The organism is Rickettsiella endosymbiont of Dermanyssus gallinae, assembly GCF_019285595.1.
GTDB lineage: Bacteria > Pseudomonadota > Gammaproteobacteria > Diplorickettsiales > Diplorickettsiaceae > Rickettsiella_B.
Genome location: NZ_CP079094.1, coordinates 444,764 through 459,874 on the forward strand (window position 1 = coordinate 444,764; position 15,111 = coordinate 459,874).

The following is a 15,111-nucleotide window of genomic DNA, read 5'->3' on the forward strand; positions in this document are numbered from 1 at the left end:
GCCAGTGAGATACCCTACTGCGCCTTTTGAAGTATCTTAAATTTAAGGGTTTGGAGTTTAAAAATGGCTCGAATAGCCGGTGTAAATATACCAATAAATAAACATGTCGTCATAGGTTTAACGGAAATCTATGGGGTAGGTCGTTCACGTGCAGCAAAAATATGCCAGAATTTGGCTATTGCGCCACAAACGAAAGTTAGAGATCTTCTGGATGCGCAGATAGATGCCATCCGTCAAGCGCTGCTTGATTTTAAAGTAGAAGGCGACTTACGACGAGAAGTTCAGCTCAGCATTAAACGTTTGATGGATTTGGGCTGCTATAGAGGCATCAGACACCGACGTGGATTACCTGTCCGTGGTCAACGTACCCGTACTAATGCACGTACACGTAAAGGCCCTCGTAAAATGATTCGTAAGGATTAAGCAATGATAGCAATAGCGTCCATAACATATAAGGTGGTTATTTAATTAATATGACAGATTATAACGCACATTCAGCTCAGCCGACGATGGCAGATAAAGCATTGGCTGGCACTATGCGCAAGCGCAAAGAAATTATTCCAGATGCGATTGTTCATCTGACAACGTCATTTAATAACACCATTATCTGTATTCGTAAGGGTGGGGAAACATTAGGTATTTCTTCTGCTGGAGCTTGTGAGTTTAAAGGGACTAAAAAGGGAACTGCATTTGCAGCGCGAGTTGCTTTTGAGAAAGCGATTGAAAAAGCGTGTGATAAATATAGAGCTAAATATAAACATAATTTAGGCCGGATTGAAGTCAGAATAAAAGGGCCAGGTCAAGGATCTGAGCAAGCTATCATGGCTTTAAAAAATAAAGAGATTGAAGTGACGCAAATTATTAATATTACGGGTGTGCCGCACAATGGTTGCCGTCCACCAAAGCGTCGTCGAGTTTAGAAAAATTATTCAAGCGGAGTAGTAAAGTTAATGGCTAGATACCGAGGTCCTACTTGTAAATTAGCACGCCGATTAGGTAGTGATTTACAATTAAAAAGTGGCATTCGTGCACTCGATAGTAAATGTAAGTTGGCTACCCCTCCGGGTATGCACGGTACGAAGCGTGGAAGATTATCTGATTACGGTGTTATGTTACGCCAAAAGCAGTTAATCCGACGTACGTATGGCGTATTAGAAAAACAATTTAGACTTTACTATACGAAAGCGGCTAAGCGAAAAGGAATTACCGGTGAGAATCTATTAAAGTTACTCGAATGCCGTTTAGATAACGTCGTTTTTCGTATTGGATTTTCTGCTACACGCGCAGAAGCAAGACAATTAGTGACGCACCGTGCGGTAAAAGTGAATGGAACGATTGTTAATATCCCTTCCTATCAGGTTAAAGCTGGGGATGTGATTGAAATAAAAGAAAAAAGCAAAACTCAAACACGTATACAAGCGGCGTTAGAACTTGCTAAACAAAAGCCCCAACCCAGTTGGCTAGATATTGATTCTACTAAGTTACAAGGTATTGTTAAATTGATTCCTGAACGCAGTGAATTACCTTTAGAATTTAATGAGAATCTAGTTGTAGAGTATTACTCCAAGTAAAGCAGGTAAACCATGTCGACGAATGTTAAGAAATTTTTGACACCACAGACGATTGAAGTTCAGACTTTAAGTCAAAACAGAGCTTTAGTTAGTCTGCAACCTTTTGAACCAGGGTTTGGTCATACCTTGGGGAATGCTTTACGTCGTATATTGTTATCCTCTATGCCTGGCTGTGCCGTTACCGAGGTAAGAATTGAAGGTGTTCTTCACGAATACAGTAGTCTAGAAGGCGTACAAGAAGACATTATTGATATTCTACTTAATTTAAAAGGCATTGCTTTTCTATTACATGATAGAGAAGAAGTCACACTTGAATTAGTAAAAAATACAGTCGGTCCTGTTCATGCCGGTGACATTGAATTGCCACATGATGTTGAGGTTAAGAACCCTGATTATGTTATAGCGCATTTAACGAAACCTAAAGAATTTAAGATGACCTTAAAAGTAGTTAGAGGGCGTGGTTATCAGCCAGCTTCGCTACGTAAGACGGATCAATATGTGAGTGAAGTGGGTGCTTTACAATTAGATGCATTATTCAATCCCATTTTACGTGCGACTTACTCTGTTGAAAATGCACGGGTAGAGCAACGTACAGACTTAGATAAGTTAGTTATTGATTTAGAAACAAATGGTACGATTGAGCCAGAAGAAGCGATACGTCGTGCGGCTACCATCGTTCAAGAACAATTAAGCACCTTTGTTGAACTTCGTCATGAAACAGAAGCAGAAGTGCCTGTACCAGACGCGGATATCAATCCTATTTTACTGCTTCCGGTTGATGAACTTGAGTTAACAGTTCGTGCGGCTAATTGTTTAAAGGCCGAACACATATACCGTATTGGTGATTTAGTACAAAAAACAGAACAAGAGCTATTATCAACACCTAATTTAGGTAAAGTTTCTTTATGGGAAATTAAAACAGCCTTACAGAAACGTAATTTAATGTTAGGTATGGATGTTCCAGTTCAGCAATTTTCTTCTTTGAAAAAATCAATGGAAGGGAATACTGAAGAAATAGAAAAAACTGAAGAAATTAAAAAAGATTAAAAGGGCACTGCGCTATGCGTCATCTTAATTCAGGTCGAAGATTAGGTCGTACATCTAGCCATAGAAAGGCGATGTTTCGTAATATGACGGCTTCATTGTTAAAACATGAAGTTATTTCTACTACCTTGGCAAAAGCAAAAGAGCTTCGCCGTGTAGCAGAACCGTTAATTACTTTAGCAAAAGTAGATGGGGTTGCTCATCGCCGTTTAGCTTTTGATCGTTTGCGTGATAAGGAAGCGGTAGCGACCTTATTTAACACCGTAGCGCCACGTTTTACAAAAAGACCAGGTGGTTATTTACGTATTTTAAAATGCGGTTTTCGTGCCGGTGATAGTGCGCCTATGGCTATAGTAGAATTAGTTGAGCGTTCTTCCTAAGATTTAGATTTAGCTACGAGCCTCGTGAAAACGGGGCTCGTAAAGCCTTAGCTAAATCTTAAACTTCTGTGCTTCTTGCGTTGCACTTTCTAGTTCTTGATTCAAATCATCTAGTAATTCCCTATCGTAATTACCTTCATTTATAGCGGCTTTAAAGGCTAACAGGCTTGCTTTCAATCTATCCAATCCACAGTAAAGACATGAGCCAGTTAGCTTATGTAACTGATCATTTAATTTTTGTTTTTCTTTATCTTGAAAGGCTTGGTTAATTTCTTTTTGAAACTCAGGTACTTCTTTTATAAAGTGCTGCAGTAATTCACGTAGTAATTTATATGAATCTTTTGTAAATTCTTTGCCTAAATCTAAATTGATGATAGCCAAAGTAGAACGATCTTTTTCCATGCTCCAATCTTTTCTCCCTTACTAATATTTCTTTAAGTTACAATATCTATAATCATTTGTATAGGAATGAAAATTTCTATTTCTCAGTGAAAAGGGCTCTATAATATAAGCTGTTTAAAATACTATTTTTGAGTGATAAATAATAATAAGGGGGTTGCATGGAAGATATAGTACGACAACAAAAATATGTGCTACTGAAGCCTAAACCTAAATCCGATGAACCAAAGCAGCTGCCAAAAGCTAAGTATGATAATGCTCTAAGAGAAAGGTTAGATGATTATTTCATTAAAATGAAAAATGATAGGCCAAAGGAGTTTTTTGGTGCTGTTGCATCGGAAAGACCAGCTGAATTTATTTATGGTCATGTTCGATATTTAGTTGCTCTTGAATATGCTATTCAAAAATCTTCTTCACTAGATAAAACATTGCTACCATTGGACAGATTAGTTGCTGTTTTGGGTAATGAGAAAATAGCTGATCAGCTTAACATTTTTCAGCTAGTTAACTGTGCTAGGATGCTGGAGTATTTAAAGTCGCCTGAGTTGGCTGCAAAAGGAATCGAAAGCGCAAAGCATTTTACCCAGTTAGTCGAAGATAGAAAACAAGGAAAAATTGACTCGGATAAATTTAGCCACGACGCCACCGCCTATATTCAACAAATGCGCCAGGTGTTTCCAAAGCGATCTTTAGCGTGGCTATTGTTGGATAAGATTGCGATATGCGTAGCACTTGTTGTTCTCCCCATCGCCATTACCAATGGCTTATATCATAAGGCCAGTAGCGGTAAATTCCGTTTGGGCTTCTTTGATACCCAAGCTCCAGAAGATAAACATATAAATCATATTGAAGCGATGCTTTATCAAAGACCAAGCCTTCCATAGTGCTCGATCGTGGCTTAGTCTTTTGCTTGTTTCTAGGGCCTATGTTTAAATACGGACAATTCCTTTACTTTGAATAACATAGTGAATAAATCCCATTTTTCGCTGACTGCCGATAATGTCTCAGAAGCCTTAGCGGGGCTTCGTACGCTACGCGATATATTACGTTGGGGCTTTACCCAGTTTCAGCGTGCAGAACTCTTTTACGGGCATGGTACCGACAATGCTTGGGATGAAATCATTTATTTAGCATTAGCTGTTTTAAAGCTAGGACCCGTGTTAAATCCGGTGTGGTTAGATGCACATTTAACGCCAGAAGAACGTACTCAACTACTACATAAAATAAGCCAACGTATCAACGAGCGATTGCCTACCGCTTACCTGGTTCATGAAAGTTGGTTTGCAGGATTGCCTTTCTATGTGGATTCACGCGTATTAATACCGCGTTCACCCATGGCTGAATTGATTGAACAACAGTTTAGTCCTTGGGTTGATCCTGAGAAGGTGGTTTCTATTTTAGATTTAGGAACGGGTAGTGCATGCATTGCCATTGCCTGTGCTTATGCATTTCCTGATGCTAAGGTAGATGCGGTAGATTATTCTGAAGAAGCCTTAGCCGTTGCTGCAATGAATGTTAAGCGACATCAGTTAGATGAACAAATTGACCTCATTCAATCGGATGATTTCGAGCGTTTAAAAGGGCGGCGTTACGATATTATTATTAGTAATCCACCTTATGTTGATGCCGATGATTTTGCACAATTGCCACCAGAATATCGTCATGAACCAGCAATGGCATTAGCGGCTGGAACCGATGGTTTAGATATCGTGGTTCGGTTGTTAGCACAGGCTAAACACCACTTGCAGAAAGGGGGATTATTAATTGTTGAGGTTGGCAACAGCAAAGCGGCCTTGATCCAGCGTTTTCCTCATCTTCCTTTTGTATGGTTGGAGTTTGAACGAGGCGAGGCAGAAGTCTTTTTATTAACCCAAGAGCAATTAGTGGATGACAAAAAAATTTAATGTAGCCGTTATAGGCGCCACTGGTTTGGTGGGCGAAACAATGTTAGCGCTGTTAGCACAGCGCCAGTTTCCGATTAACCAACTTTATCCTATTGCTAGCCAGCGTTCAGCCGGTGAAGCCATTACCTTTAATAAAAAATCTTTATTGATTGAAGATTTAGCTGAGTTTGATTTTAAAAAAGTAGATATTGCTTTGTTTTCGGCGGGTGCCGCCGTTTCAGCGGAATATGTACCCATCGCAACCAAAAGTGGTTGTATTGCTATTGATAACACCTCTCAATTTCGTTATGACGACGATGTTCCTTTAGTTATACCTGAAGTGAATCCGCAAGCCTTAAAAAACTACGCCAAGCGCAATATTATTGCTAATCCAAATTGTTCGACCATTCAAATGTTAGTCGCATTAAAACCCATTTACGATGCGGTTGGTATTAGCCGAATTAATGTAGCCACTTATCAATCGGTATCCGGTGCCGGAAGAAAAGCCTTTAAAGAATTACTGGATCAGTGCGGACGTTTACTGAATGGCATGGCGATTAAAAAACCAGAAGCTTTTGCGACTCAGATTGCATTTAATGTGATTCCACACATCGACGATTTTCAGGAAAATGGCTATACGCGCGAAGAAATGAAGATGGTTTGGGAGACACAAAAGATATTTGCCGATAAAGAAATTCAAGTGAATCCTACTGCCGTGCGTGTACCCGTATTGCATTGTCATTCTGAAGCGGTACATATTGAGACTAAGAAAAAAATAAGTGTCTCTCAGGTAAAACAATTATTAAAAAAAGCAGCGGGCATTGAGCTTATCGATAGGTATGCGGACAATGGTTACCCTATGCCGATTATGAAAGACGCTGAAAAACATAAAGATACCGTCATGGTTGGCCGCATTCGCGAAGAGATCTCTCATCCCTTAGGATTAAATCTTTGGATTGTATCCGATAATGTCCGTAAAGGTGCCGCGCTCAATGCGGTGCAGATTGCCGAATGTTTGGTTCAGGACTATCTATAAGCCAAGCATTTTAGCGGTATTTAAAAAAATGCGGTAAAATAATGGTATGTCTGATCACTCTAAAATAAACTTTCCTGTAGTGGATGAAAAAAATAATCAGCCGAATATCATAGATGTTGAGCCCCTGGCTATTGTCAATAAAAAGAAGCCTTTAAAGAAGGACGTGGATGCCGATGAGGGTGGCGCCGGCACTATTAGCTTAAGTGTAGAACAGCTTAATGCCTATTTATTGGCTTGCTTTACCAAGGAGCGTCGCAAAGGCCAACAAAAGTTTGGTCCGGTCCCTTATACAGACGATCCAAATAGCTTACTAGGAAAAAAAGCAACGCAACAGGGTATGTGTGGCGAGCAACCCCATGCGCATCCTTTGTTAGCCAAGAGTCAACAGTTTAGTGGAGATGATCCTAAACTGACCGCTATTCCTTCCGATAACCCCAAAGCAAGAGAACGGTTTCCTGAATTACGTTTAGAAAACCAATTGCGCAACAGCCATAGTTTGGGTAGAAGCAAAAGCGTTACGCTTTCTCGGTAAATAGAACGCTTATGCCTTCCTTTGCAAACGAAATTTTATTTGGCACCTTAGAAAGGGTAGAGCATGCTATTCAAATGGGTGCAGATATTGAAGAAGCGGATGAATATGGGTTTTCACCTCTAATAGAAGCGGTTATTGCGAATAAGGTTGATGTGGCGGCTTTATTATTAGAGTACGGCGCTGAGATTAATAAGCCAGATGCTACCGGTCGTTCTGCTTTACACTGGGCGGTTGATAATCACAATATCGAATTGTGCCAATTATTATTGGCCAATAAAGCCGATCCGAATGCATATACCACAGCAGGGCAACCGATCTTAGTCTATCCATTACTGAGACAACAACAGGCATTAAAAAAACTGCTTTATCAACACGGTGCTAAGTTGAACTTTGCTCAGGATTTTATTCAAGCAAAATTATTAGGGCATCGTTATGAATTAAGCGGACACGTTGATATTGTCAATGTAGACGGTCGTTTTATTGAAATCGATTATGAAGGGTTTTTTTTAGAATTCACAGTGGATGTGATTATCCATTCCTTAAAACGATATAAAAATAATTTCTCTTCACGTCATTTACGTTCTTTTTTTGAAAGTTTACAAAAAGTAATTCAGGCATTTTCTATTGCACAAGCCTTGTTAAAATACCAACGTTATACGATTGATATTAAACAGCATCAGCATAGTATCGATGCGTTGCTCGGCCAACAAGAGCTATTATTATTACCCGTTGCTTATGAAGGCCATGCCATTGCCTTGATCAAATACCAAGATTGGTTGATTCGTTGTGATCGTGGTGAAAATAGCCAGAGAGAAGGGAGTGTGGTCATCTATCAGTTACAAAATCGTCATGCTTGGACTATGGATTTTTGTAAACAATTAATTTTCAATCGCCAGTCACGGGAGTTTCTGACTAAAACCATTCATCGTGTATTGGGTTTAAAGCCAATAGCAACCTTGCCTATAGGTGCACAAGTAATAGGTAATTGCTCATGGGCTAATATAGAAGCCAGTATTCCTGCGATGTTGTTTATATTGCAGCTGAGCACCGCGCAAGAACCCCATGCGGTACAAATGCATCAGTCGTATGCCTTAGATTTTTACCAAGCTTGGCATCAATGGGATAAAGACCGAGCCTTAGAAGAGTGTATACAAGGGTTCTATTCTGGCAGCAAAGCGAGACAGGTCTCAAAAGCGACATTATTAGCCGCTATTTTATTTCAAGGCGCTACGCAGTATTACCATGATTTAAGTTTCGCAGAAAAGATTTTAAAGATACTTAATCTTCCTGATCATCGCTATCTATTAAAGGGGTATGTAGAGGTGTATTGGAAATTAAGTAACACGCGTTCTGGAAAATCCTTTTTAGCGTTGTTGGATGCGTGTGGGCTAAATCTGCGGTTGATATGAATGAAGTCAACTGTAAAAAAACATATTATTTCCATTAGCTTTTGGCGATTAACATTCTATGTTTTGAAACGGTTGATCAATATTATCAAGGTGATTGATAAATTGAAATTACAATCACTTTCGATTCCCTGTACACTTATTTTTTATGTGCTGCATTTGTTTAGGGCTATTCTCAGAATAGTTAATTATTTTTATAGCGTAAAAAATAAAAACTTAGGAGCCACTGCCCAACTACTGTTTGCCTTTTTTAAGGTTTTTATTTCAATAGCGATGTTGATGAGTGTGCTTTGTTTTAATTTACCGCTGATCAGCGTTCTATTATCAGCCTTTTTGGTCTATAGCTATCTGAAGGTTATTCGTAGTGTCATTATCTTTGGATTTAGTTGTTATTACTTAAATCGTTTTAGTGGTGATAGCCCAAGGCTAGAAAATCAGTGGTCAAAAAATCACTATAAAGAGAATCTTAAATACAATTCAAGCGTGCTGGCTTTCGGGGTAGTCTTCGCTATCCTGGCGACGCTTTTTGCAAGCGCTGTGCTGGCGGGTGGATGGTTGATGGCCGTGGGTGTATTGCTTTGTGTTGTTACGGTGCTGGATATCGGCATTTCTATTTACGGGTATTTTTTTTATACGGTGATACCTGAGCCCAAGCCGAGCACCCAAACACCCGTGAATTCATTAATCGATGTTTCGCGCGATGACTATTATTATAGAAAATGTCGTTCAGCTAATCTGACAACCGATAATCAGGCCAATAAAATTTATCTTTTAAAAGAATGTTTCGTCAAAATTACGATTTTGAAAAACAAGCTTCAGTATCTTCAAGCACGAAAAACGCCTATTTTTTTGGATTTTTTTTCAGAAGAAAAAAAAATAAAGACAAAAATAGAGGGTTTAAAACGTTTAGCCGCGTCACAGTTGGGGGTTAATCTCAAAACAAATGTAACGCTTTTGTTTAAGGTAATACGTAGTTTAGAAGAGGATGATAAAGCGTTAGATGAAAAGGGGGGGGGCGAGCATCGTCGCCTAATCGGAAAACATGAGCTAGCGTACTTGAAAAATAATATCAATGAATTATTAAAATATACTTTTTCTGAGGCTGAATTTGAGAAAAAAAAGGGGGAGGTTCTGCCTGCTCTTTTACTTGATAATGGATCTGAAAATACGCTATGGGCGATATTATTGGTTTGCAATGATAAAGAGGGGGTAGGTGGTAGAGGCTCTTCTTCAAAACTGTTTACTCAATCCTTTAAAGTAAAAATGTCAGATAGTGAAGACTTAGCGAGGGCTTTTATAGCCTCCAAAAAGATAGCATCGCTATCTAAATGCGAGATAGAATCTGAGTTTAATCATCTCAGCAGATCATTTTGTCCGTCAGGATAAATAAATATTCAGTGGTCACTGTCTGTGGGTATATCAAATGAAACAGGATGGCTCTATTGTCTAAATTACCGAGTAAAATCCGTTTGAATTAAGCTGAGGGTTGCGGTATACTTCTACCGCTATTATCGCGGGGTGGAGCAGTCTGGTAGCTCGTCGGGCTCATAACCCGAAGGCCGTAGGTTCAAATCCTACCCCCGCTACCAATTTTACGTTTTAAAGGCCCCGTTTCGGGGCTTTTTATTTAGAGGTAGGGGCTTTTTTGAAAGGCTCCTTTATATGGAGCGATGAGGAATAGTTCAGCAGCAATAAAAGCAATGATTTTGCCGACGGTTGAGTCCTTAGGTTATGAGTTATGGGGTTGTGTTTACGTAACGCAAGGTCAGCGAAGCATACTGCGTGTCTATATAGACAGTGAGCAGGGTATTAAGCTGGTCGATTGTGAGCGAGTAAGTCGCCAGATTAGTGCGTTATTCGACGTAGAAAATCCGATATTAACTCGATATAACTTAGAGGTTTCTTCCCCTGGTTTAGATCGGCCTTTATTTACAGCGGATCAATTCCAGCGTTTTGTTGGGTGTAAGATCAGTGTTCAAACGCACACAGCAATTGATAATCAACGAAAATTCAAAGGACTTTTAAAGTCTACGAACGAAGAGGGCATCGTACTGAGCCCATCAGAAGAAGGTGAAGACTTAACGTTAACCTGGGACAATATCATGCGTGCGAATGTGTTGCCTGAGACAATTAAATAAGCGGAGGCAGGCTATGAAAAAAGAAATTTTATTAGTGGCAGAGACGGTATCAAACGAAAAAGATGTCGATAAAGAGCTTATTTTTAAAGCCATAGAAGCGGCTTTAGCAATGGCAACTAAAAAAAAGGCGGGTGAGGATATTGACGTCCGAGTCGCTATCGATCGCCGCACGGGTGACTATGAAACCTTTCGTCGCTGGACAGTTGTGCCAGACGAAGTTGAAAAAGCAATTGATGTTGTTTTTGAGCCCTTACAACAAATTATCTTAAGCGAAGCGAAGAAGCGTGACCCCAATCTCCAAGTGGGTGACGTGATTGAAGAGCCTATGGCTTCTGTAGAGTTTGGACGCATTGCAGCGCAAACAGCCAAGCAGGTCATTATTCAAAAAGTTAGAGAAGCGGAACGTGCTAAAATTGCCGAGGCCTATGCCGCACGAATTGGCGAACTGCTTTCCGGTATTGTGAAGCGCATTACACGCGAAGGCTTGATTATTGATTTAGGCAGTGGCGTAGAAGCGTTTGTTCCCCGAGAAGAAATGATTCCTCGTGAAGAAGTACGTTCAGAAGATCGTTTACGTGGCTATTTGTATGCCGTTAATCCGCAAATTCGTGGTCCACAATTATTAATGAGCCGCGCACGTCCGGAAATGTTAATCGAATTATTTAAAATAGAAGTGCCTGAGATTGGTGAAGAACTCATTGAAATAAAGAGTGCTGCACGTGATCCAGGTTCACGCGCTAAGATTGCGGTAAAAACCAATGACGGACGCATTGATCCGATTGGTGCATGTGTAGGTATGCGGGGTGCGCGTGTACAAGCGGTATCCAGTGAATTAGCTGGCGAACGTATTGATATCGTTTTATGGGATGATAACCCCGTTCAGCTCGCTATTAATGCTATGGCGCCTGCCGAAGTTGCATCTATTGTTGTGGATGAAGATACCCACATCATGGATGTCGCCGTACAAGAAGATCAGTTATCACAAGCCATTGGTAGAAACGGACAAAATGTTCGTTTAGCCAGCGAATTAACCGGCTGGACGATTAACGTGATTACGGTAGACGACGCCGCTAAAAAGGTTGTTAAAGAATCGGAAGGTTTACAAAACCTTTTTATGGAACAATTAGGCATTGATGAAGAGCTTGCACAGGTACTGGCGCGCGAAGGTTTTACTAGCCTAGAAGAAATTGCTTATGTTTCGGAAAGCGAATTACTTGATATTGAAGAGTTTGATGAAGATTTAGTGGAAGCTTTGCAAGGTCGTGCAAAAGAAGTACTTGCTGCACGTCCTAGCCCGGATAAGAATGAGAAGAAAAATCCATTAGAAGTTAATCAAGATTTACTTGCGATAGAGGGAATGACAGAAGAGCTTGCGGCTACTTTAGCAAAGCATGGTGTTTCGTCACGAGAAGCATTGGCTGAACTGTCTACGGATGATCTATTGGATATTATCAAACTAGAGCGTAAACAAGCGGGTAAGTTTATTATGGCAGCGCGCGCGCCTTGGTTTGAAAAAGAGAAATAGACAGATAACTTTTACCATTAATTTAGCTAGACTCACAGCAATGGGATTTTTGGCAAGGCGCTGCGAAAACGAAGCCGCCGGAGTGTATAGATGATACATGAGGGTGGCGAGTTGAGCGGGAACGCTGCCAAAAATTCAAGTGCGAAGGGTACATCAATTTAGGTTCGCTAAGCTGTCATATATTGGCAGGAGAGGCATTTGCATGACAGAGAGTATCAAAGATAAAGTGACCAATAAGATTTCTTCTCATGAAAATGAAAAGGAAGATGCCGCTAATAATAATCCTAAAAAGCTTATTACCTTAACCCGTACGCGTAAAAGTACGAGTCTACTTAAAGTCAAAGATACTTCAGGTAAGGCAAAAACCATTAAGGTTCAAGTCCGTAAGAAAAGGACTTATGTTAAAAGTAATGAAGGTTTAATCGATGAAGAGACAAACCGCGCTAAAGAAGCAAAAGAAAAAGAATTAGCGGCAGAGCAAGAAAAAGTAGAACAAGAAAAAGTGGCGCAGGAAGCGGTAGAACAAAGCCAGGCGCTTCCAGAAGCGACACCTCCTACCACCCAAGCTGAACCAACCGTTGTCAGCGAAACACCAAAAAAAGATCAACATCCGATTGAAGAAAAAAAATTAGCGCCTGCTGAAGCTGAAAAGAAAAAGCTGCCTGAAAAACCAAACGTTGTATTATCAGCGAATAAAGAAAAAGCAGAACGCGATAAAAAACATAAAGCACGCAGCTTAAAAGAAAAAGAAATGACGAAATACCGACATAAAAATATTTATCAGTTAGCCGATGAAACCGATGAGGAGTTTCGGTATAGGAAAAAGGGAGGTCGAAACAAAAGAGCAGATCAATTCTTACAACAACAATTTGAAAGACCTACGGCCGCAATAAAACATGAAGTAGGCATTCCTGAAACGATCACGGTTGGTGAGCTGGCAGGAAAGATGTCAGTTAAAGCGGCAGAAGTAATTAAATCCTTAATGAAAATGGGTGTGATAGCCACGATTAATCAGCCCATTGACCAGGATACAGCGACTATTATCGTTGAAGAAATGGGACACGCAGCGAAGCTTATTAGTTCCAATGCTTTAGAAGAAGGTTTAGTACATACCACACAGCAACAAATGGGTGAGTTATTGCCACGCCCACCCGTGGTTACCATTATGGGACACGTTGATCATGGGAAGACTTCTTTATTAGATTATATTCGACGTACTAAAGTCACTCAGGGAGAAGCGGGTGGTATTACACAGCATATCGGTGCTTATCACGTGAAAGTTCCCAAGGGTGTTATTACTTTCTTAGATACGCCCGGCCACTCTGCGTTTACCGCCATGCGTGCGCGTGGCGCACGAGTCACTGATATCGTCGTGTTAGTGGTCGCGGCCGATGATGGCGTGATGCCACAAACGGTGGAAGCTATTCAACATGCAAAAGCTGCCAATGTACCTATTGTTGTTGCGATTAATAAAATTGATAAACCCGAAGCTGATTTAGATAGAATTAAGAATGAATTAGCAAAACATGAACTTATCCCTGAAGAATGGGGTGGTGATACGATGCTGGTTCCTGTTTCTGCAAAAACCGGGGAAGGGATTGATAATTTATTGGATTCACTGTTAGTTCAGGCCGAAGTGTTAGAACTTAAAGCACCACAAGAAGGACCAGGGCAAGGTATTGTTATTGAATCACGTTTAGATAAAGGAAAAGGTCCTGTTGTAACCATCTTAGTTCGACGTGGAAAAGTATCGCAAGGTGATTTCTTAGTAGCGGGTAAGGCGTTTGGTCGGGTGCGTGCACTACTGAATGAACAAGGCAAACCTGTGGAATCGGCTGGTCCTTCTATGCCCGTAGAAGTTTTAGGTTTGTCGAAGGCACCTGATGCAGGTGATGAAGTGCAGGTAGTTATCGATGAACGTAAAGCACGTGAAATTGCTTTATTCCGTGAAGGAAAATTACGTGAAACTAAATTAGCGCAACAACGTGCTATTAAGTCAGAAGATATTTTTAGCCATCTTGATGAAGGCCAAGCGAAAGTACTGAATATTATTTTAAAAACGGATGTTCAAGGTTCTGCAGAGGCGATACAAGAAGCATTGAGTAAATTGTCTACTTCTGAAGTTAAAGTAAAGCTGGTTTATGTAGGCGTAGGTGCTATTACTGAATCGGATGTTAACCTTGCTTTAGCGTCTACAGCCTTGATCTTAGGGTTTAATGTCAGAGCAGATGCCACGGCTAAACGTATTGTAGAGAAAGAAGGCTTAATAATGCATTACCATGGCATTATTTACGACCTGATTGATCAAGTTAAAAATGTGATGAATGGTCTATTATCACCCGAGATAAAAGAAACAGTATTAGGAATGGCTGAAGTGAGGGAAGTTTTCCGTTCCGCTAAATTGGGTGTTATTGCAGGTTGTATGGTGACAAGCGGACTAGTACGACGTAATGCACCGATTCGCGTGTTACGCGACAACGTCGTTATGCACGAAGGCGAACTGCATTCCTTACGTCGCTTTAAAGAAGATGCAACAGAAGTACGAAATGGTATGGAATGTGGTATAGGCATTAAGAATTTCACTGATATCCGTGTTGGAGACGTTATTGAAGTGTTTGAACGTACTTCAATAGCAAGAAGCATCTAATGAAAGAATATATACTCAAAGCAATGGGGTTTTTAGCAAGGCGCTGCGAAAATGAAGCAACCGCAGTGTATGTAACATACATGAGGATTGCGAATTGAGCGGACAACGCAGTAAAAAATCCAAGTGCGAAGAGTATAGTCGTACTGATCGGATTGCGGATTTAATTCATAAAGAATTAACGGTTGTTTTTCAAAAACAAATAGCAGATCCTAGGTTGCGCTTTATTACCATTACTGCGGTTAAGGTGACAAAAGATTTAGCGTTTGCTGATATCTTATTTACCCAGATTGATCCTGAACACTTGCAAGAGTCACACTATAAAGAAATAACCGTTAAATTACTTAAAAAAGCAGCACCGCGGTTGCGTTATGCCTTAGCACAGCGACTTAAGCTACGTGTTGCGCCTATGTTGCGATTTTTTTATGATAATTTAGATGTACAAAGTCAACGTTTACATGATTTAATCGACAAAGCTGTTACGAAAGATCAAGAAAAAAAAGATCAAATAAAACGTTCTGAATAATATACAGTCGACACTATTTTACAATAA

Annotated in this window: 16 protein-coding genes and 1 tRNA gene; 16 read left to right on the forward strand and 1 reads right to left on the reverse strand. The window is 40.2% G+C overall.

Annotated elements, in window-relative coordinates:
• The first annotated feature begins 63 nt into the window (after positions 1-63).
• The 5 genes from rpsM to rplQ are packed head-to-tail and all read left to right on the forward strand — an operon-like array spanning position 64 to position 2,995.
• A complete protein-coding gene (gene rpsM / locus KX723_RS02215; protein WP_218814469.1) occupies positions 64-423 on the forward strand; it encodes a 30S ribosomal protein S13 in 360 nt (119 codons plus the stop codon).
• A 50-nt stretch (positions 424-473) separates the two neighbouring features.
• The gene (gene rpsK / locus KX723_RS02220) at positions 474-920 is read left to right on the forward strand and encodes a 30S ribosomal protein S11 (RefSeq protein WP_246562490.1); all 447 of its coding nucleotides are present in this window, start codon (positions 474-476) and stop codon (positions 918-920) included.
• A gap of 30 nt (positions 921-950) precedes the next feature.
• Entirely contained in the window at positions 951-1,571 is a 621-nt protein-coding gene (gene rpsD, locus KX723_RS02225) for a 30S ribosomal protein S4 (RefSeq protein WP_218814470.1), read from the forward strand.
• A 12-nt stretch (positions 1,572-1,583) separates the two neighbouring features.
• Positions 1,584-2,618: a DNA-directed RNA polymerase subunit alpha gene (locus tag KX723_RS02230; protein WP_218814471.1), complete on the forward strand. Its 1,035-nt coding sequence runs from the start codon at positions 1,584-1,586 to the stop codon at positions 2,616-2,618.
• 14 nt (positions 2,619-2,632) lie between these two features.
• Positions 2,633-2,995 carry a 50S ribosomal protein L17 gene (gene rplQ / locus KX723_RS02235; protein ID WP_218814472.1) on the forward strand — a complete coding sequence of 121 codons (363 nt, stop codon included), beginning with the start codon at positions 2,633-2,635 and terminating at the stop codon, positions 2,993-2,995.
• A gap of 51 nt (positions 2,996-3,046) precedes the next feature.
• Here the strand turns inward: rplQ and KX723_RS02240 are convergent, their stop codons facing one another.
• Complete coding sequence (locus KX723_RS02240) at positions 3,047-3,397, reverse strand: Hpt domain-containing protein (protein ID WP_218814473.1); 351 nt, start codon at positions 3,395-3,397, stop codon at positions 3,047-3,049.
• Between the two features lie 158 nt (positions 3,398-3,555).
• On the opposite strand from KX723_RS02240, the gene KX723_RS02245 reads away from it, so the two are divergent.
• From KX723_RS02245 to rbfA, 11 genes are all read left to right on the forward strand, one after another.
• Entirely contained in the window at positions 3,556-4,278 is a 723-nt protein-coding gene (locus tag KX723_RS02245) for a hypothetical protein (RefSeq protein WP_218814474.1), read from the forward strand.
• A 78-nt stretch (positions 4,279-4,356) separates the two neighbouring features.
• Positions 4,357-5,298, forward strand: coding sequence for a 50S ribosomal protein L3 N(5)-glutamine methyltransferase (gene prmB, locus KX723_RS02250; RefSeq protein WP_425516599.1), 942 nt, complete (start codon positions 4,357-4,359; stop codon positions 5,296-5,298).
• The gene (locus tag KX723_RS02255) at positions 5,282-6,313 is read left to right on the forward strand and encodes an aspartate-semialdehyde dehydrogenase (RefSeq protein WP_218814475.1); all 1,032 of its coding nucleotides are present in this window, start codon (positions 5,282-5,284) and stop codon (positions 6,311-6,313) included. The genes prmB and KX723_RS02255 overlap by 17 nt, the downstream gene beginning before the upstream one ends.
• Positions 6,314-6,359: 46 nt before the next feature.
• Positions 6,360-6,845: a hypothetical protein gene (locus KX723_RS02260; protein WP_218814476.1), complete on the forward strand. Its 486-nt coding sequence runs from the start codon at positions 6,360-6,362 to the stop codon at positions 6,843-6,845.
• A gap of 11 nt (positions 6,846-6,856) precedes the next feature.
• The gene (ankH, locus tag KX723_RS02265) at positions 6,857-8,254 is read left to right on the forward strand and encodes a Dot/Icm T4SS effector AnkH/LegA3 (protein WP_218814477.1); all 1,398 of its coding nucleotides are present in this window, start codon (positions 6,857-6,859) and stop codon (positions 8,252-8,254) included.
• Entirely contained in the window at positions 8,255-9,637 is a 1,383-nt protein-coding gene (locus KX723_RS02270; protein ID WP_218814478.1) for a hypothetical protein, read from the forward strand.
• A 126-nt stretch (positions 9,638-9,763) separates the two neighbouring features.
• Positions 9,764-9,840 (forward strand) — tRNA-Met (locus tag KX723_RS02275).
• A gap of 81 nt (positions 9,841-9,921) precedes the next feature.
• Positions 9,922-10,389, forward strand: coding sequence for a ribosome maturation factor RimP (rimP, locus tag KX723_RS02280; protein ID WP_218814479.1), 468 nt, complete (start codon positions 9,922-9,924; stop codon positions 10,387-10,389).
• A gap of 13 nt (positions 10,390-10,402) precedes the next feature.
• Positions 10,403-11,914, forward strand: coding sequence for a transcription termination factor NusA (gene nusA, locus KX723_RS02285; protein ID WP_218814480.1), 1,512 nt, complete (start codon positions 10,403-10,405; stop codon positions 11,912-11,914).
• Between the two features lie 202 nt (positions 11,915-12,116).
• Positions 12,117-14,561, forward strand: a complete 2,445-nt coding sequence (gene infB, locus KX723_RS02290; protein ID WP_218814481.1) for a translation initiation factor IF-2 — start codon at positions 12,117-12,119, stop codon at positions 14,559-14,561.
• A gap of 94 nt (positions 14,562-14,655) precedes the next feature.
• A complete protein-coding gene (gene rbfA, locus KX723_RS02295; protein WP_218814482.1) occupies positions 14,656-15,084 on the forward strand; it encodes a 30S ribosome-binding factor RbfA in 429 nt (142 codons plus the stop codon).
• Positions 15,085-15,111 lie beyond the last annotated feature (27 nt).